Below are 22,069 nucleotides of genomic sequence, written 5' to 3'. Positions count from 1 at the left end.
GTGAACAATCCGGGTTACCGTAGGGACGGATGACCACCTCACCGACATCTTCTTCTCTGGATGCGGCGGCGCGCTCCAATGCCGAAGCCGCCCAATGGATGAGCGTCGCCCGTGCCTGGCACACCGGGCGGCAGAAGCCCGCCCTGATCGACGTTCCACCTACGGAAGCTGCGGTAGTCCGCTTGTTCAACCCGGCTGAAGACCTGTCGAGACGCGCCAGGACCTGGAACTACGACATCAAAGGTGGCGATCTCTCCGATCTTGCACGTTTCGGAGCAGCGCTGGCCCGCGCGGAGGGCGAGGCATGGGCCGGCGACCGGGGACACATCGCGACCCGGGCGCACGAAGACAGGCGATTCCTCCTGGGCGACCGGATCCTTCATTGGGCAATCCCCTGGTTGGACGCCGTCGGCAGGCACTACCCGGCATCGACCGACACCGCCAACGAGGCGAAGCGGATCCTGCTGGACCTCGGTGACCTGCACCGTCCGGCCCCGGCCCTCTCCGGCACCGAAGGCCTGGTGGTTCCCGGATTCGATGGATACGGACCACTCGACGACGCCCCATTCGAAACGATGATGCTCTCGGTGTGGGGGGGAACCGTGCTCTTGAACGGGTACCTGACCGACCTCTTCGACCAACCGGTCGAGGGTCGCCGGCTCCCCGAGGGATGGGATGCATATCCGGGGGCTCTCCCGGCTCTCCACGCCACCTTCAGTGCCTCCGCTCAGCGGTGGGACGAGCTGGCGCTTTCGAGACAGGGAAGTGCCCAGCTCTGGCGAGATCTCGCCAACCGAGCTCGCCGGACCGCAGCCAAACTGAGCCGCTGGCGTCCCTATCGCGACATCTCGGATGAAGATACGTGGTAGAGGGAGGCCTGCGCCCCCGGCCTGATACCGTGCTCCCATGGATATTGCAGTTCAAGTCGTCGGCGACTACGCCCACGTAGCCAACATCGCCCGCATCACAGAAGAGTCCAAAGCCGTCGCCCTGGCCCTCGCCGATCATTACCTGTACGGATCGAAACCTCAGGACTACCGCAACCCGGCCTACGACTCGCTGTTTCAGGCGGCCGCCCTGGCGCGCGACACCCGGGACCTCGAACTGGTGATGCTGGTCAGCCCGATCACCTTTCGTCATCCGGCGGTCTACGCCAAAGGGGCGATCACAATCGACGAGATCTCCGGGGGCAGATTCACCCTCGGACTCGGTGCCGGATGGCACGACGACGAGCACCACTACCACGGCCTCGACTACCCGGATCGCAAGGTTCGGTTCGCCCAACTCGCCGACGCGTTCGCCTACGTTCACAAATACTTCGACAACCCCCAGGGTGGACACGAAGGCGAGTTCTTCCGCTTCACCGGATTCGACTCACATCCGAAGGCCCGCAGAGAAGGCAGGCGACTCCTGATAGGTGGCTCCGGCGCGGCGAAGACTCCGACTCTCGCAGGTATGTACGCCGATGAGTTCAACCTGTACCACCACGAACCGAAAGGCATCGCAGAGCGGATCGAGGTGATGCGGCGGGCCGCCGAAGAGGCCGGCCGTGATCCGGATGCGATCCTCATCTCGACCTGCATGCCGATGCTGGGCGGGGACTCCGATGCCGAACTCCTCGAAGCGGCGGCCGGGCTGGCACGGCGAACCAAAGCCGATCCCGAAGAGTTGCTCGCCCGCTATCGCCAAACGGACGGCATACAGGTCGGATCCTGGGACCAGCATCGCGAGTGGATCGAGAGAATGGAGCACTCCGGTATCCGGCGCACCTACCTGCAGCTCGCGGCCGGCGTCGATTGGCATCTCGAACGCGCCCTCGCCGAGCTCTGCAGACGGTAGGGGCGGGAGGCGGCATGCCGTCAGTTCGGCCTGCGCGCCGGTCGAAGCCCTGCGCGCTACTCGGAGCCTTCTGACCGCCGTACGTGAATGGGCCGAAAGACCCTAAGACATCTCTTCATGCGGACCCAACCTGTCCTCAACAGAAACGGAGGTGGAAATGGGGTCGGGACCATCCGACGGGATCGTGCTCGATTGCTCGGACATCCGGAAGTCTTTCGGTGATCTGACTGCCGTGGACGGTGTCGGCTTCCACATCGCAGCCGGGGAGACGTACGGACTGCTGGGGCCGAACGGAGCCGGCAAGACGACCACCATCTCGATCATCGCAGGGTTGCTCGAACGTGACGGCGGCCGGGTGCTCGTCGCCGGAGAGGTGATGGATCCGGAGGCCACTGCCGCCAAACGTCACGTAGGACTGGTACCTCAGGATCTCGCCATCTACCCGGACCTCGATGCCCGTGAGAATCTTCGCTTCTTCGGCAAGCTCTACGGCCTGCGGGGTGCGGAACTCGACCGGCGGGTGGACGAAGTGCTCGACATCATCGAACTGCGCGACCGGGCCGACGACCGGGCAGACGAGTACTCGGGCGGTATGAAGCGGCGGCTCAACATCGGAATCGGCCTCCTTCACCATCCAACTCTCTTGATACTCGACGAGCCCACGGTGGGCGTAGATCCGCAGAGCCGCAATGCCATTCTCGAGAGCGTCGAACGACTCGGCGAGGAGGGAATGGCGGTCCTCTACACCACCCACTACATGGAGGAAGCAGAACGGCTCTGCGATCGCATCGGGATCATCGACCACGGCACGATCAAAGCTGAAGGAACTCAACGCGACCTCGTGCAGCTCGTCGGTCAGCGAGACCGTGTCCGCCTCGTCGCCACCGGAAACCTCGCCGCCGGATCCGCCGCCCTCGTGGAGTTGCCCGGCATCGAAGATGCTGCCGTGACCGCCCAGGGAATCGACCTGCTGGTTGGGAACGCCCACGACAAGTTGCCGGAGATCCTGTCGGTGGCTTCAGCGACGGGGGTTTCCGTTGGAGGGGTGGATGTCGACACCGCCAACCTCGAGGCGGTGTTCCTGCACCTAACCGGGCGCGCGTTGAGGGAGTGATCATGGGCACCGCGTGGACCATCGCCGCCAAAGACCTCAGAGAACGGTTGCGCGACCGTTCGGCATACATAGTGGGAATCGTGGCGCCCCTGGCCATGGCACTGATCTTCGGGTTCGCTCTCAACCCTCTCAAGAACTACGAGTTCAGCGCCACCTATGCCGTGGTGGACCTGGATCAGAGCGAGGTGAGCAGGTTGTTCGTCGACGACGTCCTTCGCAAGGCGCCGGGCGTCGAGGTACTTCAACTGGCGACCGTCGACGAAGGGATGGCACTCGTCGACAAGGATGCCAACCCCTTCGCCGAGCAGGAGGGCACGAGCGCCGATGCCCTCTTCGTCATCCCCCCGGAGTTCGGCTCCGACGTTCAATCCGAGCGGGAAGTGGCACTCCAGGTGATCGGAAACCAATCTGCCGAGTCGAATGCCGGGATCGCCGTCTCTCTTGCGCAGGGATACGCCGCCGAAATCACTTCGGTGCGGGTGGCTGTGGCAACCGTCGAGAGCTTGCTCCAAGAGGAGGTGGATCGTTTCTCCACCGGGCTCGCCGTCCTGAGTACGCCCTATCCCGCCACGCTGGCCGATGTCTCTGCCGACACCAAGCAACTGGATCAAGTTACTTTCTACGCAGCCGGGATGGCCATCTTCTTCGTTTTCTTCACCGTACAGTTCGGCATCACCAGCCTGCTCGAGGAACGTCACAACGGAACGCTGGCGAGGCTCCTGGCCGCGCCTATCTCGAAGCGTTCAATCATCGCCGGCAAGGCGACCGGTGCCTTCCTCGTTGGAATAGTGAGCATTGCGGTACTGATGTTGACCACCACTCTCATCCTCGAGGCCGATTGGGGAAACCCGTTGGGAGTGACCCTGCTGGTGCTGGCTGCGGTGATATCCGCCATGGGAATCGTCTCTCTCGTCAGTTCCTATTCACGAACAGCCGAGCAAGCCGCCTCCATGGCGTCGATGGCGGGCGTCATCCTGGGGTTCCTCGGTGGCACCTTCTTCGACGTTGCGCAGGCTGGGGGGTTGATCGCCGGCCTCCGGTTCGTCTCGCCCCATGCCTGGTTCATGCAGGGTCTGGCGGACTTGAGCTCCGGTGAACTCGGAGTCGTATTCCTGCCGGTGGTTGTGATGCTGGCATTCGGATTGGTGACGGGTTCGATCGGAATGGCAGGCCTCAGAAGGGGGATGCGACCATGAAGGCCCTGGCGATTGCCGGAACCAGCCTGCGGAGGTTCTTCCGCGATCGCTCCAACATCTTCTCCGTCTTCCTGTTTCCGATCTTGCTGGTACTGCTACTCGGCTCCATGCAAGGAGGGGCCTCCACCCCGCGGCTGGGGTTTCACGCAGAGGCCGAGGACGCCCTCTCGACCCAGCTTCTCGGTGGGCTCGAAGACATCGAGGGCATGATCGTCAAGGAGTTCGATTCTGAGGAGACTGCCGTCCGGGCCGTGGAACGGGGACAAATCGAGGCCGCTTTGATACTTCCCGACGGATACGCGGCGACCCTTCAGTCGGGCGGTGATGTGCAAGTCCGCTACGTCACCCGCACCCAGAGCGAGGAGCTTCAGGGCATCAACACGGCAATAGCTTCGGTAGTCAACCAGCAGTCGACGATCCTCCGAACGGCCCGCTTCGCAGAACTGCAAGGCGCCGGTTCGTTCAACGAAGCTCTCACCGTCGCAACCGAGGTGCAGACGGCCATCCCTCCCGTTGAAGTCGTAGCCTCAACCGCCGGTGAACCATTCGCACTCGCCGGGCTGGGACAGTTCGATATCTACGCCCAAACGATGCTCGTTCTGTTCATCTTCCTCACCACACTCCAGGGAGCGGCCGCTCTGGTCCAATCGAGGCGGCTCGGAGTCACCCGCCGCATGATCTCGACACCGACTACGGCAAGAACCGTCATCTTCGGCGAAGGACTCAGCCGACTGGCGATCGCACTCGTGCAGGGAATCGTCGTTTTCGTCGGCACGTGGCTCATATTCGGAGTCGATTGGGGAGACCCGTTGCTGGCGCTGGTCGTTCTCGCCGTCTTCGCCCTGGTTTCGAGCGGGGCTGCGATGTTGCTGGGTGCGGTCGTGTCCAACGACCAGCAGGCAGGCGGCCTTGCGACGATGATCGGCCTTGGACTGGCCGCGCTGGGCGGAGCCATGTTTCCGCTCGCAGCCTTCGAACTCCTCTCGGACACGGTCTGGCGAGTGGCTCACATAACTCCGCACGCGTGGGCGTTGGAGTCCTTCGAGGAGTTGGTGGGATACGGGGGCGGATTCGGCGACATCGCCGGATTCCTCCTGATCCTGCTCGGCTACGCAGCAATCTTCTTCGCCGTGGGTGCCTGGAGATTGCGAGCGATCCTGACCAGGTGACGGCCGGGCCTGGAAGGACCGGCGCCGACCCTCGTTCAACCTGCTCCTCCGGCCGGCAACCGCCAAGTTCGTGAACGGCTCTAAGCTTCGAAGCAGCAGCATCCAAGGAGAATGATGCCCACCGAACACGAGGAACCGCTTCATCCCGAGGTCGTCGAGACCCCCGAATCGGCAGTGCCCGACGGCGAAGAGAGCTTCGTCACCCACCCGACGAAACTGATCAGGCTTGCCTCGATGACGAGGGCGATGCTCGACGAAGTGCGCCAGGCGCCCATCGATGAAGCAGGTAGGCGTCGCTTACTGGACGTCCACAAGCGCACATTGGCCGAACTCGAGGGCGTCTTGTCGGAGGATCTACGCGAGGAGTTCAACGACATCTTCGTTCCCATCACCAACGACACCCCCAGCGAGTCTGAGCTACGCATCGCCCAGGCACAGCTGATCGGCTGGCTCGAGGGCTTGTTCCACGGCATTCAGGCGTCGCTGTTCAGCCAGCAGCTGGCCACGCGGGCGCAACTCCAGCAGATGCAGAAACCGCCGGCCCTGCCGGCAACGGAGGAAAAAGAAGACTACCCCGGGGTGTATCTCTAGAAGGGTCGCGAGTCAAGAGTCGCGAGTCGCAGGTCGCACAGGCTCACTGCTCGTCTTCGATGCGGTCCTCCAGCTGGATTTCCGCCGTCGGCTCATCGCCCGTGGCGTTCAGCCGCTCGATCATCCGATTTTGCCCGCGGGTCGTACCGAAAGCCGTCACCACGTCTCCGGCGTGTAGCTGCGTGTCTCCGGTCGGAACGGTGACTTCTGTGTGGCGCCGAACCGAGACAATGGTGCACCCCTCCGGCCAGGCGATCTCACGGAGCGGGCGCCCGTCTGCGAACGAGCCGGGCGGAACACGGAAATCGAAGAACTTGGTGCCGGGGTCGGTTCGGGTTGCCATGCGTTGACGATCGAGCCGGCGCCCGGTATTGGCAGCCAGCGCATAGTGATACGACCGCACCGCGTCCTCACGGCGGAACATTCCGACGAGACGTCCGGGATCGTCGTCGGCCACTACCGGCATACGGCCGATTCCCAGTGCAGCCATGCGCTCGAGCGCGGCGGACACCGGTGTCGACGGCTGAACGGTTACGGGCCGGGCAGTCATCGCCTGTGAGACGGTGAGGTCGTCACGTGCCCCTCCGGCCCGCATGATGTCGCTGACGGTGATCAAGCCGACGAGACGACCTTCATCGAGCACTGCCACTCCATGATGCCGGTTGCGATCCAACAGCTGCTGCACCTCGCGCAACGTCATTGCCGGCTCCGCGAAGGCAGCGCTGGTGGACATAACCTCGCCGACGGCAATCGTGTCGAGCAGATCGACCTCCCCGACGCTGGTCAGCACTATGCCGCGACGCTTGAGCGGCATCGTGTAGACGCTCTCGGGATGGATGAGTTCCGTGAGTGCCGTCGCGATGGCCGCGGCGAGCATCAAGGGGAGAATCAGCGCATAGTCGCGACCGATTATCTCGTAGACGATCAGGATGGCCGTCAAGGGGGCACGGGCAACTGCTGCGAACATGGCGGCCATTCCGACGATGGCGAAAGCGCCGGGCGCCAGCACGGAGATCGTCCAGTACGGGGCCAGGAACTCCCCGAACGCTGCCCCCAGTGCTGCACCAAGGAACAACGACGGCATGAAGGCGCCACCGGAGGCGCGCGACGAGAGAGTGACCGAGGTGGCAACCAGCTTCAGCAAGACAAGCAACAGCAGCGCCCACCACACGTCGTCGGCCTCCGAGACCAGCTGAAGCGTCTGGCGAGTGAACTCCTGGCCGGTTCCCAGCACCCGCGGCTCGAAGAAACCGATCATGGCCACCGCGAGTCCGAACAGCGCCGGCCGAATCCATGCCGGTCCCGGCAGACGAGCCGCCAGCCCCTCCATGACGTCGAGCGACCGCAGGAATGCCCAGGCCGCCACAACTACGACCAGACCGAGCAGCAGATACAGGAGGAGTTCCCGGGAGTCTTCCATCCCGAAGGGGAATGCCACCAGCAGCACCTCATCCAAGCCGAAAGTGTTGGACAAACCCTCGGTCGTCACGGCGGCGGCAACGGACGCGACGACGACCGAGCTGAGATGTCGGGCGGCGAAGCTGCGAAGAATGACCTCCATGGCGAACAACATCCCGGCGATCGGAGCATTGAAACTCGCTCCGATGGCAGCACCTGCTCCGGCAGCCACCATGCTCCTGATCTGATCCTCACCGAGACGGGCCTTTCGTGACACGAAAGATCCGACGGCGGCTCCGATCTGCACGACGGGTCCTTCCCGGCCCGCCGATCCTCCCCCTCCGAGGGTCAGAGCAGTTGCGATGATCTTGAACGGCACCGATCGACTCCCCAGGTATCCACCGTGCAGGGCCAGGCCCTCGGCTGCCTCGGGTACGCCGTCACCCTCGACCTCCGGAGCGAAGTGCTTCGCAACCCACCAGGCACCGAGGAATCCGAGGGGAAGTGAAATGAAGACCATCCAGTCACCAATGCCCGACATTTCCCCCGCTTCGGAGAAGACGTCGGCGACAACCTCGATGGCGGCGATCAGCAGCACCGCGGCACCGCCGACACCGACACCCACGAGAGCGGCGAGCGCCAGCGTCCAGGCGGTATCGCCCGTTTCACCGGCCGCGCGACGGGAGGCGCTGAAGGCTTGCGTTATCCGGTCGAACATCGAGGACAGGGTAGGCGAGACGGCACTGAAGCCCGGCCGATTGGGCGTCGCCAATGCCCTAGTCTCAGTGCTCCAATCCCGAGATAGCAGGCACAACGATGGACATGCATCCTGACATTCAACCACTTGCATTCCTGGTGGGGGCCTGGAGCGGGAGGGGACGCGGCGAGTACCCGACGATCGCTCCCTTCGAGTACGACGAGGAGATCAGCATCGACCATACGGGCAAACCGTTCCTGTTCTATCACCAGCGAACCTGGCGACGGCCGGACGGGGCTCCGCTCCATTCCGAAGCCGGCTACTTCCGAATGGGCGACGGGGTCGAACTCGTGATTGCCCAGCCGAGCGGCATCGCCGAAGTCCACGTCGGAAGTCTCCGCGGTTCGACAATCGACCTCAAGAGCACAGGAGTCCTGCTCACTCCGACCGCCAAGCAGATCGTGACCGTTGGCAGGAGACTCGAGATGACGGGCAATGCACTGCGCTATCGCCTCGACATGGAGGCCGTCGGCCGGCCGTACCAGTTTCATCTCGAAGCAGAGCTCCTGCGGACTGGCTGATTCCTTCCATTCGGGGAGAGCGCTAGGGATTCTCCTACTGTTGGGGCAGACTGGTATCTGATGACCGAAGCGAGTTTCCCCGATCGGGCATATCACCCCGTGTGGGACCCGCCCTGGCTGCGGGCCTCCTATACGCGCTGCCTGTGGGACGGAGGCAGGCGTGACGAGGCATCGGAGTTCTGCTCCGAATCGTGCTGGGAAATGTACGGGAAGTGGGATCATGACACCGCCCGAAGAGACGTCGGCCGTGAACCCATCCCGGGTCGCCACGACGAACTGGTGGTCGTGCTCCCTGTGAGGACTCCCCGACGGCGCATCCCGCCGCGATGACATCCGGCAAAGGTTCGGTGACGTATGAACGATGAAATGGAACACAACCTCGCCGGTCCGCAACCCGCCGAAGACTCAGGTCGGACCGCGCGTCGCCTGACCGCGCTTGCGCGAATCATCGATCCTCGTCTGCCTTCGCATAGAAAGGCGCTTCTGATCTCCATCGCGTCGGGGGCACTGGCGCTCGCGGTCAACCTCGACAACTCGCTCGGGTACGCATTCAACGCCGGCATAGGATCTTTCCTCGGCTGGGCCGTGGCCCGGGAGCTCGACCCGGATCGCCCGGACGCCGCGGCACTGAGCGGCGTACTCGCCGGAGCCACGATCGCCCTATTGGGAAAGGCGCTCCTGCTCCCGGTGGCCCTCGCTCTCGTCACCGCTCGGATACTCCACCGATCAACGGGCCTGCCTCCCACCGCATTCGACGTGCTTGCCCTGATCGGAGTCGCCTACGTCGGCGGGACTTCAACAACCGGTTGGGCAAGCGGCGTGGCAATGGCGTTCGCCGTAGCCAGAGACCACCGGCTGCCCGAGCCTGCGCCGAGGTTCCAGCTAGCCGGTGCCTTCCTCATTGCCGCATCGGCGACCGCAGGCGCCGCAGCGACCGGCCTTCCCGGGAGCTGGCCGGTCCCGGCTCTGGGATCGATCGCGGTCCTCGCAGTCGGCCTCTCTGCAGGGCTCAGCCTCCGGAATTACCAACCCTCCAGCCGCGCCGATCACACAGACACCCTCCTGGAGGTGCGGCGCCTCCGGAGCGCCCGGGTGGGCGCGCTGGGCACCGGTCTGCTTGCCTTCGCCATGGCGGGCGAGGCGGGAATCGTGGGACTCTCGCCGGTGTGGGCGGCCGTGACCGGCGTCGCCCTCTGGGACCGCATCGGCCGGGAACGGGTGACCTACGTCTCGACCTGAGCGGAAATCATCCGGCGGCTATCTCATAGGTGCTCTGGATGCTGGCAACGGCAGACAGCATGGCGTATACCGAGCAGATCTTGTTGTCGCTCAGCCAGATCGCCCGCTCCAACCGGCGCGGGTCGACGTTGCCCTTTATCCGGTAGTGCAGGGCGATGTCGGTCCAAATCCGTGGAGGATCCGGAGCTCTCTCGCCCGAGACGTCTATCTCGAGAGACGTGAACGGCTGTCGCATCTTCGTCAGCATCTCTACGACATTCGTACTGCTGCAAGTAGCCAGACCGACAAGAAGTAACTCCATCGGCCCCGGCCCCGACTGCACCTCGGCAGCCGTGCCCTCGACTCGAATGTCATGACCGGAGCGGGTTCGAACGTTGAAGGCAATGCCTTCGTCATGAATTGCTGTGGCGATCTTCTGCATCGCCCCAGTATGGCTGAGGGCCGGGTGTCTCGAGTCCAAGGTCGTTTGGCCCCTTGGGAGGCGAGACGACCGGGAGGACGATGAGACGAATGGGGACCCGTCGGCGGCGTCCGTTCCGGAAAGGATGACTGCGGTGATCACCGAAGGAGAGTTGAATCCGCTCCGGGTGGCCAACCACCAGTTCAACCAGGCCGTTCCATTCCTCGATCAGTTCAAGGAATGCACTGGCATGCGCGAGTGGCTGTTCGAACCTGAACAAGTGGTCCGGGTCTCCCTGCCGGTGCGCATGGATGACGGATGTGTGGAGATGTTCCGCGGCTACCGCGTTCTGCACTCAAACGCCCGCGGACCCGGCAAGGGAGGATTCCGGTTTCATCCGTCGGTCAACGAAGAGGAAGTCCGTGCCCTGGCGGCGTGGATGACGTGGAAATGCGCCCTGGTCGATGTGCCGTTCGGTGGGGCGAAAGGAGGGGTGGCCTGCGACGCCCGGCTGCTTTCGGAGGGCGAGAAAGCACGGGTCACGCGCAGGTACATCTCAGCCCTGGGCGACAACATCGGACCTCATACGGACATTCCCGCCCCGGACCTGTACACGGACCAGCAAACGATGGCTTGGGTGTTCGACACATATTCGATGATGCACCCGGGCGAGAACTGCTTTCCGGTGGTCACAGGCAAGCCCGTGGACCTCGGGGGATCGCTCGGGCGCGAGAGTGCCACCGCGATGGGCTGTCTGTATGTGACCGAGCACTTCCTGGAACTGGGCGGTCTCCCCGGTTTGACTTCGCTCAAGGGGGCCGATGTCGCCGTACAGGGTTTCGGGAACGCAGGCCGATGGGCTGCCGAGCTCTACGACGACGCCGGCGCCCGAATCGTGGCAGTCAGCGACTCTCGGGGCGGGATCTTCGACCCGGGGGGACTCGACGTCAAGAGGGTCGCCGATCACAAGGAGGCAACAGGATCGGTCGTCGGTTTCCCGGGCTCCAACGCACTCGCACCCAGAGAAGTCCTGGAAGTTCCGTGCGACATCCTGATACCGGCCGCGATGGAGAATCAGATCGTCGAGAGCAATGCCGGTCGCGTCAAAGCGAGATTGGTGGTCGAGGCCGCCAACGGCCCGACGACCCCTGAAGCCGATGTGATCCTTCACGACAACGGCATCATCGTCCTCCCGGACATCCTGGCGAACGCCGGCGGCGTCGTGGTCAGCTACTACGAGTGGGTGCAAAACCTCCAGAATCAGCAATGGGAAGAACACGAGGTCCAGGAGAAGCTCAAGAAGAAGATGTATCGAGCGACCAACGTCGTGGTCACCTCCAGGGCCGCTCTGGTCGATGCGATAGACCACTATCGAGCAGAGTGGGCCGTCGATCATCCAGATGAACCTCCCCTCGAAGCCCCCACCATTCGCACCGCCGCCTATGTCGTCGCGGTGGGACGGTGCGTCAAGACGCTGATGGAAAGAGGCATCTGGCCGTAGAAGGGTCGCGAGTTCTAGCTTGCCCGAGACTCGCTTCTAGCGACTCGCTACTTTTTCGAAGCGGGCTTGGAAGAAACGGAGTTCCGGCGGTTCGTAGGTGAACTTCAGACCGCCGACGTTTTCTCTGTTCTCGTAGACCTCGATGACCGACTCGGCGGTGACGTCCATATGAGCCTGCGTGTAGACCCGGCGGGGAATGGCCATCCGCACGAGTTCGAGCTTCGGGTAGCGATGGTCGCCGGTATTCGGATCCCGCCCGGCGGAGACAACTCCACGCTCCATCCCGCGTACACCCGAGTCGACGTACAGCGCCGCCGTCAATGCTTGAGCAGGAAACTGGTCCTGCGCAAGGTGCGGCAGGATCGCAGCGGCGTCCATGAAGATCCCGTGGCCGCCGACCGGCATCACTATAGGGATACCTGCCTTCAGCAACGCGTTCCCGAGGTATTCGACCTGACCTACTCGAGCCCTTGCATGATCATCGGTTTCAACCATCTCGTAGATACCGCGGGCAAGCGCTTCCATGTCACGGCCCGCCATTCCCCCGTAGGTGTGCAGACCTTCGAACTGGACGAGCATCGCACGGGCTCGAGTGGCCAGATCCGGGTCGCGCACTGCCAGGAACCCTCCGATGTTGACGAGGTTGTCCTTCTTGGACGACACGGTTGCGCCGTCCGAATAGGAACAGATCTCGAGCATGATCTCTTTGACCGACTTGTCCTCATAACCGCCCTCACGCTGCTGGATGAAGTAGGCGTTCTCAACCGCACGGGTGGCGTCAAGCATCACCGGGATGCCGTTTCTCTTGCACAGTTCGTGAGTCGCTCTGAGATTCGCCATGGACAGCGGCTGGCCGCCGGCCATGTTGACGTTCGTCTCAACCGATATATAGGGGATCCGGTCCGCTCCCACCTCGTCGATCAAGCTCTGGAGTTTGCCCAGATCGACGTTGCCCTTGAACGGGTGCTCGACCGAAGGCATATGGGCCTCATCGATTATCACATCGACGAAGATCCCGCCGGCGTGCTCCTGGTGGAAACGAGTTGTAGTGAAATACATGTTGCCCGGCACGTAATCGCCCGGCTTGATCATCAGCTGGCTCAGAATGTGCTCGGCGCCACGGCCCTGATGCGTCGGGATCAACTCGGGATAGCCGTACACCTCTTGCACGGCATCGACCAGGTGGTAGAAGCTCTTGGAACCGGCGTAGGCCTCATCGCCGAGCATCAGACCGGCCCACTGATAATCGGACATCGCCGAGGTGCCGGAGTCCGTGAGTAGATCTATGTAGACATCCTCGGAGCGGAGCAGGAAGCTGTTGTATCCGGCCTCGGCGATTGCCTTCTCGCGATGCTCCCGGGTGGTCATCTTGATGGGTTCAACCATCTTGATCTTGTAGGGCTCTGCCCAGCTGCGACGGCGTTGTTCCACAATGACCTCCTGAGGCTTCGAGGCGAAGATCCCTAAGTCTAAGCCCCGGCCGGGACCCGCTGTCCGGCCGTTGGCAGTTACCGATCGGGCAGCGCGACCCTGACCAGGTAGTCGTCTGCAGCTTCGTTCCACTCGAGTTCGATGAGTCCACGGGCCTGCGCTGCCTTGCAGAACTGCAGGAACCCCCCGAATCCATAGCGCTTCTCGGTGAACTTCGAATTCTGTTTGCGCAACTGGTTCTTCAGGCCGGATAGAGCAGGTGGGCCGTCTGCCGTCTCCAGACCCGCCACAACCGACAACAGGAGCGAGAAAGCCTCGTCTTCACCGCTGTCACCTGAGCGGAAATCAACGACCGGATCGCCCTTTGCGCTCCCTTCGCTCAGGGCGACGACCTTCCGCTTCTCCATATGCCTCAGGAGTTCTCCAAAAGCCCGGAAGCCGAAGTCGGCCTCGCTGAAGGTCGGATCCTTCCGGATCAATGCCCGCTTGAGGGAGGAGGCAAGTACGGCGCCCGGCGCGGAACGCTGAAGGCCCGAAAGTGTCTGGGTCACCAGCTTGTCGAGGTCGTCGAGGCCCTTTACCTCGACTTCGACTTTCGGCTCTTCCTGTTGATCACTCGTCCGGCGATGAGGCCGCTGGGCCCCCGACCGGGTACCGGCGGGCACCTCGACTCCTTCGAGTCGTTCATAGAACAGAAACTCGTCGCAGGCGGGCGGAAGCAACGCACTCGTCGAGTCCTTGATTCCGACCCCGATCACCTTCCGGTTCAACTCTCGAAGCTTGTGGACCAGCGGGGTGAAATCGCTGTCCCCCGTGCCGATGACGAACGTCGAGAGGTAGTCTCGCTCGAAAGCCAGTTCGAGCGCATCGACTGCCATTTTGATGTCGGCCGCGTTCTTGCGAGACGCACCCATCCGCTGGGAGATCTCGATCAGTTCCACATGGTTCCGAGTGAGCATCCGGCGATCCTCGTCGAACATCGACCAATCGCCGTAGGCCTTCCGCACGATCACTCTGCCGCGTTCGGCCAGAGCGTCGGCAATCGGCTTCAAGTCGAAGGTGACCCCGAGGTGGTCTCGAGCTCCGATCGCCAGGTTCTCATAGTCCAGGAAGAGGGCGATGCGTTCTTCTTCAGGTGCCATGGGTTCAGCGTAGCCGCCGTGACGGCCCGCTCCGGCACCCGGAAGGCACTAGTCACTTGGAGAGCCCGTCAAACAGATCGCAAGTTCCCGTGTTCAAGCGCCGATAGAAGTCGCATCGGGCAAGCTCCGGCTCGATCGATAGAAAGCGGTCGCAGTGAAAGCACCAACAACCCGCACCAAAGCGCCTCGAAGGTCCGGGTCGACGCGCGTCCTCTTCCTGACGGCCGTCATCGCGGCTGCCGCCCTGCTGATCGCCATGATCGTCTCCGACTGGGACTCCCTGGGGGAGGAACTCGGTGTGCCGTGGTGGGTTCTGATCCCGGCCGTATACCTGAGCGAGATCACCGTCGTCCATTTTCGCGGGAGACGCGACGCTCACTCCTTCTCGATGAGCGAGATCCCAATGATCTTCGGCCTCTTCTTCTTCGCGCCTGCCCACATGATGCTTTCTGTTGCGATCGGCTCGACGCTCGTGTTGAGCCTCCACCGCCGTCAACCCCTGTTGAAACTCCTCTTCAACGTTTCCCAGTTCACACTTGTGTTCGGAATAGCGATCGTGGTGTTCCGGAGCATTGCGCGGCTCGGGCAGCCTCTGGGAATCGCCGGATGGGCAGGAGCGCTCATTGCGGCGCTGGCCGCCCTCACGACGGCAATGTTCCTCGTCAACCTGGCCATCTTCCTGGTTTCCGGATCTTTCCGCAGGCCCGGGATCGGCGAGGTCATCGGCCTGAGCACACTTGCCACACTTATGAGTTCGAGCCTGGCGCTGATCGCGGTCACCATGACCCAACTGGCACCGGGGATGGCTTTCCTGGCAATGATCCCGCCGGCGATTCTCTTCCTTTCCTACCGGGCCTATATGAGCCAGCGCGAGCAGCGCACACGCCTGGAGGCCCTCTACGACGCGACCAGGGTGCTGCACCAGACGCCCGAAATCGAGCAGGCGATGCTCGTGGCGGTAGACCGGGCACGTGCGATGTTTGCGGCGGAGTTCGCGGAGATAACACTGTTCGTCGACGAATCCCATGAGGCCGGATACCGGACCCGGGTCGGTCCGGCCGACGGCGAACTCCAGATGAAGTTGATTCCCCTGGATCACGAACGCCCTGTCTGGCATGAGATTGCATCGACACGCGCCAGCAGGTTGTTCGACAGAGACGACGAGGAGTTCACGCGGCTGGGCGACTGCCCGTCCATTCGGGAAGGCATCGCCACACCGCTGTTCGTGGATGAGGCGGTCGGCGGCATCCTTCTCGTCGCAAACAAGCTCGACGACGTGAGCTCGTACAAACCCAGCGACATCAAACTCCTCGAGACCTTCGCCAGGCAGGTCGCCGTCTCCCTCGAAAACGGCAAACTCGTCGACTCCCTCGCAAGCTTGACCATCCTGAAAGAGGAGCTGAGGCACCAGGCGCTCCATGACTCGTTGACCGGTCTCGCCAATCGGGCAAACTTCACCGCCCGCGTGAGCGACGCGTTGAGCAACCTGGAAGAAGGTGCTTCTGCCGCCGTCATGTTCCTCGACCTCGACGATTTCAAGACCGTCAACGACAGCTTCGGCCACGCCGCAGGTGACCAGTTGCTGATCGGCGTTGCGGAGCGACTTCAAGCCGAGTGCCGCAGCAATGACACGGTCGCCCGCATCGGAGGTGACGAGTTCGCCATCCTCATCCCTTCAACACGAGACACCGCCGCTCCCGCAGGACTCGCCTCCCGCATGATCGACTCCCTGGAACTGCCCTTCCTCATCGACGGCCACCAGATGCTGGCCCGGGCGAGCATCGGCATCGCTCTCTCGGTCCCCGATGGAGACCCGAGAGAGCTGCTCAGCAACGCGGACGCGGCGATGTACGCAGCCAAGCACCAGGGCAAAGGAACCTACAGGCAGTATGTAGACACAATGCACGACGAGGTGAAGAAGACCCTCGAGCTGCGTACATCGCTGCAGACCGCCCTCCAGCTGAACCAGTTGGAGATGTATTACCAGCCAATAGTCGACATCACCTCGGGAACCATCAGCCGTTTCGAGGCGCTCATGCGATGGCACCACCCGACATTGGGAACCATCCAACCAACCGATTTCATACCCTACGCCGAGGATTCGGGACTCATCGTCCACCTCGGCCGGTGGGCCCTGGCGAGAGCGTGTGATGACGCGCGGAAATGGCTGGTCGCCAACCCGGGCTGTGCCGTCGGAGTAGCCGTCAACATCTCTCCCAAGCAACTCAGCGAGCGGGACATCGTCGACGATGTCCGCTCGGCGCTGGCCGACAGCGGCCTGGCGGCCGATCACCTGACTCTTGAGATCACCGAGAACCTGGTGATGCACACGGCGGTGCAGAAGTTGGAGCAGTTGAAGTCGCTGGGAATCCATCTTGCCATCGACGACTTCGGGACGGGGTACTCCTCGTTGAGCTATCTCGACCGGCTGCCGCTGGACATCGTCAAGATCGACCGTTCATTCGTGGAGAAACTCGGACAAGGGGAGACCTCACTGGTCCGTACCGTCTTGACCATCGGAAACTCCCTGGGAATAGGCTCGATCGTCGAGGGCGTGGAGACCCGCCAGCAGCTCACGCGGCTGAGAGAGCTCGGATGCAGACACGTCCAGGGGTTCTATCTGTCCCCCGCCGTGACGATCGACGACGCCGTCGAGATGGCGACGCGGCAGATAATCGAGCCGCCGGAATACTCGTACTCTGTCAGGCAACTGCGCACCGGCTGACGGGAACCTCGATCGAGGCATCCGTCCGCTTCGAATACCCGACCCGTCAGAGCAACGGCTGTCAACTGCGGGCCCTCCTAGTACGCTTGCAGTCAACCGCCCGCGTAGCTCAGGGGATAGAGCAACTGCCTCCTAAGCAGTAGGTCGCAGGTTCGATTCCTGCCGCGGGCGCCGAAAGGACCCCCTCAATGGCCGCCGGCTACGAACGACTCTCAGCGTTGGATACATCGTTTCTGGCTCTCGAGACACCAGATCTCCACATGCATGTTGCGGCAATAGGGATATTCGAGGCCGGCCCCCTGCGCCGGGCCGACGGTGGAATCGACCTCGATCGGATCCGTGCCTTCGTTGGATCGAAGTTGCAGTACGTACCCAGGTATCGGCAGAAGCTCGCATGGGTTCCATTCGAACGACACCCGGTTTGGGTAGACGACCCAGAGTTCGATCTGTCTTTCCACGTTCGGCACTCCAGCGTGCCGAAACCCGGCACCGACCAGCAACTGCAGGAGCTGGTAGGGCACATGGCCTCTCGCAACCTCGACAGGGCCAAACCGCTGTGGGAGCTGTCGATAATCGAGGGACTCGAAGGCGACCGGCTGGCCGTCGTAGCCAAAGTCCACCACTGCATGATCGACGGCATCGCCGGTGTGGACCTCATGGCGGTGATGTTCAACGTCATACCTTCCGACGACATCGAGGAGGCGCCCCGGTGGGTGCCGCGTCCCGTTCCCTCCGGTGCCGAACTGGTTGCCGGTGAGGCGGGGAGACGCCTCCGGGCTTCGATCGACCTCGTCAAGGACCTCGGACGGTTCACAAGGGACGCACAGCGGCTCACCGGAGAAGCGGGGAGGCGCTTGCGGGCGATGACACAATCCTTGAGTTCAGGTTGGCTCAGCTCGGCTTCGGAAACACCACTCAACCGGCAGATGAGCCCGAACCGGCGAGTCGACTGGCAGGTGACCGACCTGGCTCAGCTCAAGGCGATCAAGAACGCTCTCGGCGGAACCGTCAACGACACCGTACTGGCCGTCGCGGCCGGCGCCATCCGACAGTTCCTGATCGAATGCAGGGACTTCCCCGTTGATGACCTCGACTACCGCATCATGGCACCGGTCAGCGTTCGCTCTGCCGATCAGCGCGGTCAGCTCGGCAACCAGGTGGCGATGTGGCTCATGTCCCTACCCCTCGACGAACCGGATCCGCGCGAACGTCTGAGGCGGGTCCAGCAGGAGACCAAGGCACTCAAGGAGAGCGACCAGGCACTCGGAGCCTCGACGCTCGTGCAACTCAGTGCCGGAGCACCGAGCACGCTCGTCTCGATGGGGGCAAGGCTGGCAGCCGGAACGATCAGGCCTTTCAACATGACGATCACCAACGTTCCCGGACCACAGTTTCCGCTGTTCCTCCTCGGTTCCCGGATGATGCTCCAGGTCCCTCTGGTACCTCTCTGGGCGCAGCACGGCCTCGGGATGGCTCAGTTCAGCTACGACGGCACACTGACTTGGGGATTGAACGCCGATCGGGATCTCGTCCCCGACCTTCGCTACTTCGGCGAAGCCATCCAGGCTTCTCTCGATGCTCTGACGGCCGCCATCTGACGTGCCGCCCGACAGAACCCCGACGAGCATCTACCTGCGCGGCGCGGTCGGTGTCGCATTCATCTCCTTCTCATCCACTCTCGTTAAGTTGTCCGAGGCGTCGCCGAACACGGTGACCTTCTTCAGAGCTCTCTACGCGATTCCCATGCTCTTGCTGATTTGGCGCCCCGCTCGTTCTCGAGACCGCCGTTCCACGAGGGAGAGAGCGATGGCCATCGGAGCCGGCCTCATGTTGTCGGTCGACCTGATGCTCTTTCACGCCGCGATCGATGCGATCGGTGCGGCGCTCGGCCTGGTTCTGGCGAATCTCCAGGTGCTGTTCGTGGCATTTGCAGCCTTTCTCGTGTATCGAGATCGACCGAGCCGGGCGGCGTTCATCGCCCTTCCCACGGTGCTGACCGGCGCAGCTTTCCTGTCGGGTTTTGGCAGGATCGACACCTACGGGGCGGAGCCCGGCCTCGGCGTCGTTCTCGGAGTGGGCGCGGCAATGGCCTACGCCGGTTTCATCCTGATGTTCAGATCGGCGAACACAGCCCCGGCGCCGCCTGCCGGACCACTGCTCGACGCAACCTACGGAGCCGCGGCCGGGGCTCTCGTGCTCGGCCTGTTCGACTCCGGATTCGACCTCGTTCCCGCCTGGCCGTCACACGGCTGGCTGGTGCTCATGGCGTTGACGGTGCAGGTAGCCGGCTGGCTGCTCATCGGGTCGACTCTTCCTCTCCTGCCTGCGCTCGCCGGATCCTTCCTCATTCTCCTGCAACCGGTGCTCGGACTCGTCTGGGGCACAACTCTTCTCGGTGAAGCGATCTCTCCGACGCAAGGGGTCGGCGTGGCGCTGATTCTCAGCGGCATCGCACTCGTAACGTGGAAAGGGTCGGTTCGCCTACCGGCCCCGTCAGACGATCTGGGGTAGGTACTCGTGCAACCGTCCGAAGAACCGCGCCCGTGTGACGGCATCGGCGGCACCGAGGCTGAGGACCCGTTGGAGACCCAGGTCGTCCACGTGGGGGCCGTATGCGACGACCCGGACGCCTGCACCGGAGAGCACGAGCACCACCTCGTCGACGTCCGGGCTCTCGAGGTCGACGAAAGCGACGGACGGCCTCTTGCCCGTCATTGCTCTACGGACCAGATCGAGGTTCCGGAGTAGGAAGATGTCGAACCCGGCTGCGCGCAGTTCCAACTCGATCTTCGAACGGTCCATCAGGTTCCGGCTGTACACACCGGCCAGCGGGCGCAGCACCCGGTGCGCCATTTCCTGAGCTTTGCCGGCGCCCCAGGCGAGATGAGCCCGCCAGGCTTCGGATGTCAGTTCCTGCGATGAGGCAGGTGCCAGTCCGTACAAGTCCCCCGGCAACGCGGCAGCTGCGGCGCGATCTCTGACGACCGGCGTCTCTCCTGCCGCACTCAACGCCTCGGTCGGAAAGCGGGCCGCAGCCTGGAAGAGTTCGAGCGGACTCCGCTGCTGCTTCGCAAACGGTTGCTCGAGCAGTTCGGCCAACCGGCCGCGCAGCCATTGCTCGCCGGTGTCGATGGCCAGGTCGACTTCCGGTGAGAGCGCGAACCCGCCGGCTCCGAGCCGTTCCTCCATCGTTGGTCTGAACACCGAAGTGAACTCATCGAAGAGAGCTTGCGCGACATCAGAGAGGGGCATGGGAAGAGCGTAGCGAATCAGGGTTACGGCTAACGGAGGGCGGCTGCAGGCGACGCAAAAGCGCTACCCGCTGAAGACCTGAACGACCATATACCCCAATGGCCCCTTGATCGCCGCGATCCCGACCCGGCGGAACTCCGGTCGGAGGATGTTCTCCTGATGGCCGGGGCTGTCCATCAATCCGTCGTGTACCTGAGAAGGTGTCACGGCCAGGGCGAGATTCTCTCCGACGATTCTGTAGGGGATCTGGGCTGCATCGACCCGGTCGGCGACGCTCCCGGTCGCAGGAGACACATGAGAGAAGTAGCCCTGGGCATACATGGCCCGGGCATGGCCGAGGGCAACGGCGGTGAGGCCCTCGGAAAAGGCCAGCGGAGCTCGGCCGTCCTCGATTCTGGCAATGTTCAACATTTCGAAAATCTCCTGTGCGGCATCCGGTGCCTCCTCCAGTTCGTCCACCGGCACCGCTGCGAACTCGATCCGGTCATCTTCATCCAGGATGACCGATCTCTCCCCGAGGACCTCCTGAAGGCTCAAGAGATTCGAGATGATGTCGTCGCCTGAGATGGCGGAGAACGCCTGGTGCGTCACGAACCCCGGGTCGGTGAGAGTCGAGGCAACGCGCGACTCCTCTATGGAGTCCTGCATGGACTCCGAAAGGGGCAGCACCCGAACCAGCGACAAGATGAGTGTTGCGAGAAACAGCGCCCAGCTCAGAGCGATCACCCCGCCGAGCACCCGGTTGCTCAGGTTGAGACCCGGCAACCTGGCCACCTTGTTCAGGAAGTGGGCGGCAACGGTGACACCGATACCGACCACCAGAAAGATGATTACGCCCCCCAGCAGCGGTGCGGTCGGGTCGCTCACCCCGGTTACTGCCTCAACGGCGGAGCCCGCCGGTCCACTCAATCGAAACGCAAGGGCCAGGCCGACGAGCAACCCGGCCAGGTCGAGAGCTTCCTTGACAAAGCCACGAAGCCACCCTCGAACGAACAAACCTGCGAAGTAGAGACCGAGAACGAAGTCGAGCATTCAGCCTGCCAGTTCGATCCGGATCCGCTTGTTTGCCTTGCCCTTGCTCTCCGTCCCGGTCACTGCGACTCGGCCGACCTCGGCGGTCGATCGAACATGAGTCCCGCCGTCGGCCTGCTTGTCGAGGCCCTGGATCTCGATCACTCGAATGGGATCGAGGAACTCAGGCAGCAGGTTCACCTTGGTACGGATGAGATCCGGGTCGGCCAGCGCTTCCTCTCTGGCAAGGAAGTGAACGAAAACCGGTAGATCCCTGGCGAGTTCCTCATTCAGGACACGCTCGACTTCGCGGCCGAAGTCGGTCGATATCGAGTCGAGCTCGAAATCCATTCGGGCCGACCCCGGCTCCATGTTGCCGCCCGTCACCTTGGCACCGAAGTCCCTCCAGATGACGGCCGACAGCGCGTGCAGCGCCGTGTGGGTTCTCATCAGAGTGTGCCGCCGTTCCCAGTCGATCACCGCCTCAACGCTCAAACCCGCCGCGAGGTTCCCTCCCTCGATCCGATGCCGGAGCTCTCCGCCTTGTTTGAAAGTGTCGATTACCCGTATCTCGGCTCCGCCCGCCCGCAGGATTCCGGTGTCACCCGGTTGCCCGCCGCCGCGCGGGTAGAACACGGTGCGATCGAGAATGACGCCTGCCTCATCAACACCCAAGACGACGGCATCAACCGAACGCCGGTAGGCGTCCACAGCGGCTATCTCCTCGGTCATCGACACTCCTTCGGTCGGTCGAGGCAGAGTACAGCAAGCCCAAGAAAAGCC

The 22,069-nt window shown here is 63.0% G+C and carries 20 protein-coding genes and 1 tRNA gene; 14 read left to right on the top strand and 7 right to left on the bottom strand.

What is annotated here, in order from left to right:
* Positions 1-29 precede the first annotated feature (29 nt).
* The 6 genes from VLT15_12315 to VLT15_12290 all read left to right on the top strand — a co-directional run bounded on the left by VLT15_12315 (position 30) and on the right by VLT15_12290 (position 5,909).
* Complete coding sequence (locus VLT15_12315) at positions 30-869, top strand: hypothetical protein (protein HSR45993.1); 840 nt, start codon at positions 30-32, stop codon at positions 867-869.
* A gap of 37 nt (positions 870-906) precedes the next feature.
* Positions 907-1,839 (top strand): LLM class flavin-dependent oxidoreductase, encoded by a 933-nt coding sequence (locus VLT15_12310; GenBank protein HSR45992.1) that lies wholly within the window; start codon positions 907-909, stop codon positions 1,837-1,839.
* A 157-nt stretch (positions 1,840-1,996) separates the two neighbouring features.
* Positions 1,997-2,953, top strand: coding sequence for an ABC transporter ATP-binding protein (locus VLT15_12305; GenBank protein ID HSR45991.1), 957 nt, complete (start codon positions 1,997-1,999; stop codon positions 2,951-2,953).
* A 2-nt stretch (positions 2,954-2,955) separates the two neighbouring features.
* Complete coding sequence (locus VLT15_12300; GenBank protein HSR45990.1) at positions 2,956-4,149, top strand: ABC transporter permease; 1,194 nt, start codon at positions 2,956-2,958, stop codon at positions 4,147-4,149.
* Positions 4,146-5,318, top strand: a complete 1,173-nt coding sequence (locus VLT15_12295; protein ID HSR45989.1) for an ABC transporter permease — start codon at positions 4,146-4,148, stop codon at positions 5,316-5,318. Before VLT15_12300 ends, VLT15_12295 begins: the two co-directional genes overlap by 4 nt.
* Positions 5,319-5,432: 114 nt before the next feature.
* The gene (locus tag VLT15_12290; GenBank protein HSR45988.1) at positions 5,433-5,909 is read left to right on the top strand and encodes a proteasome activator; all 477 of its coding nucleotides are present in this window, start codon (positions 5,433-5,435) and stop codon (positions 5,907-5,909) included.
* A gap of 43 nt (positions 5,910-5,952) precedes the next feature.
* Here VLT15_12290 and VLT15_12285 read toward each other — a convergent pair whose 3' ends face one another.
* On the bottom strand, positions 5,953-8,025 hold the full coding sequence (locus VLT15_12285; GenBank protein ID HSR45987.1) for a chloride channel protein: 2,073 nt from the start codon (positions 8,023-8,025) through the stop codon (positions 5,953-5,955).
* A 98-nt stretch (positions 8,026-8,123) separates the two neighbouring features.
* On the opposite strand from VLT15_12285, the gene VLT15_12280 reads away from it, so the two are divergent.
* The 3 genes from VLT15_12280 to VLT15_12270 are packed head-to-tail and all read left to right on the top strand — an operon-like array spanning position 8,124 to position 9,824.
* Positions 8,124-8,585 carry an FABP family protein gene (locus VLT15_12280; GenBank protein HSR45986.1) on the top strand — a complete coding sequence of 154 codons (462 nt, stop codon included), beginning with the start codon at positions 8,124-8,126 and terminating at the stop codon, positions 8,583-8,585.
* Between the two features lie 60 nt (positions 8,586-8,645).
* Positions 8,646-8,915 carry a hypothetical protein gene (locus tag VLT15_12275; GenBank protein ID HSR45985.1) on the top strand — a complete coding sequence of 90 codons (270 nt, stop codon included), beginning with the start codon at positions 8,646-8,648 and terminating at the stop codon, positions 8,913-8,915.
* A gap of 24 nt (positions 8,916-8,939) precedes the next feature.
* The gene (locus VLT15_12270) at positions 8,940-9,824 is read left to right on the top strand and encodes a hypothetical protein (protein ID HSR45984.1); all 885 of its coding nucleotides are present in this window, start codon (positions 8,940-8,942) and stop codon (positions 9,822-9,824) included.
* 7 nt (positions 9,825-9,831) lie between these two features.
* On the opposite strand, the gene VLT15_12265 is transcribed toward VLT15_12270, so the two are convergent.
* Positions 9,832-10,245, bottom strand: coding sequence for an OsmC family protein (locus VLT15_12265; GenBank protein ID HSR45983.1), 414 nt, complete (start codon positions 10,243-10,245; stop codon positions 9,832-9,834).
* A gap of 124 nt (positions 10,246-10,369) precedes the next feature.
* On the opposite strand from VLT15_12265, the gene VLT15_12260 reads away from it, so the two are divergent.
* Positions 10,370-11,725 carry a Glu/Leu/Phe/Val dehydrogenase gene (locus VLT15_12260; GenBank protein ID HSR45982.1) on the top strand — a complete coding sequence of 452 codons (1,356 nt, stop codon included), beginning with the start codon at positions 10,370-10,372 and terminating at the stop codon, positions 11,723-11,725.
* Between the two features lie 36 nt (positions 11,726-11,761).
* On the opposite strand, the gene VLT15_12255 is transcribed toward VLT15_12260, so the two are convergent.
* Both VLT15_12255 and VLT15_12250 read right to left on the bottom strand, forming a co-directional pair.
* On the bottom strand, positions 11,762-13,156 hold the full coding sequence (locus VLT15_12255; protein HSR45981.1) for a tyrosine phenol-lyase: 1,395 nt from the start codon (positions 13,154-13,156) through the stop codon (positions 11,762-11,764).
* A 77-nt stretch (positions 13,157-13,233) separates the two neighbouring features.
* On the bottom strand, positions 13,234-14,298 hold the full coding sequence (locus VLT15_12250) for an NYN domain-containing protein (GenBank protein ID HSR45980.1): 1,065 nt from the start codon (positions 14,296-14,298) through the stop codon (positions 13,234-13,236).
* A gap of 154 nt (positions 14,299-14,452) precedes the next feature.
* Here VLT15_12250 and VLT15_12245 point away from each other — a divergent pair, with 154 nt between their 5' ends.
* The 4 genes from VLT15_12245 (at position 14,453) to VLT15_12230 (ending at position 19,534) form a co-directional block, all read left to right on the top strand.
* Positions 14,453-17,023 carry an EAL domain-containing protein gene (locus VLT15_12245; protein HSR45979.1) on the top strand — a complete coding sequence of 857 codons (2,571 nt, stop codon included), beginning with the start codon at positions 14,453-14,455 and terminating at the stop codon, positions 17,021-17,023.
* A 98-nt stretch (positions 17,024-17,121) separates the two neighbouring features.
* Positions 17,122-17,194 (top strand) — tRNA-Arg (locus VLT15_12240).
* Positions 17,195-17,211: 17 nt separating this feature from the next.
* Complete coding sequence (locus tag VLT15_12235; protein HSR45978.1) at positions 17,212-18,621, top strand: wax ester/triacylglycerol synthase family O-acyltransferase; 1,410 nt, start codon at positions 17,212-17,214, stop codon at positions 18,619-18,621.
* Between the two features lies 1 nt (position 18,622).
* Positions 18,623-19,534, top strand: coding sequence for a DMT family transporter (locus VLT15_12230; GenBank protein HSR45977.1), 912 nt, complete (start codon positions 18,623-18,625; stop codon positions 19,532-19,534).
* On the opposite strand, the gene VLT15_12225 is transcribed toward VLT15_12230, so the two are convergent.
* The 3 genes from VLT15_12225 to VLT15_12215 all read right to left on the bottom strand — a co-directional run bounded on the left by VLT15_12225 (position 19,517) and on the right by VLT15_12215 (position 22,018).
* On the bottom strand, positions 19,517-20,275 hold the full coding sequence (locus tag VLT15_12225; protein HSR45976.1) for a hypothetical protein: 759 nt from the start codon (positions 20,273-20,275) through the stop codon (positions 19,517-19,519). The genes VLT15_12230 and VLT15_12225 overlap by 18 nt on opposite strands.
* A 63-nt stretch (positions 20,276-20,338) precedes the next feature.
* Entirely contained in the window at positions 20,339-21,307 is a 969-nt protein-coding gene (locus VLT15_12220) for a CvpA family protein (protein ID HSR45975.1), read from the bottom strand.
* Positions 21,308-22,018 (bottom strand): alanyl-tRNA editing protein, encoded by a 711-nt coding sequence (locus VLT15_12215; GenBank protein HSR45974.1) that lies wholly within the window; start codon positions 22,016-22,018, stop codon positions 21,308-21,310.
* Positions 22,019-22,069: the final 51 nt, after the last annotated feature.

The sequence above is a fragment of the Acidimicrobiia bacterium genome, assembly GCA_035471805.1.
Lineage (GTDB): Bacteria > Actinomycetota > Acidimicrobiia > Spongiisociales > JAHEDJ01 > JAHEDJ01.
This window is presented reverse-complemented; position numbering and strand designations above follow the sequence as displayed.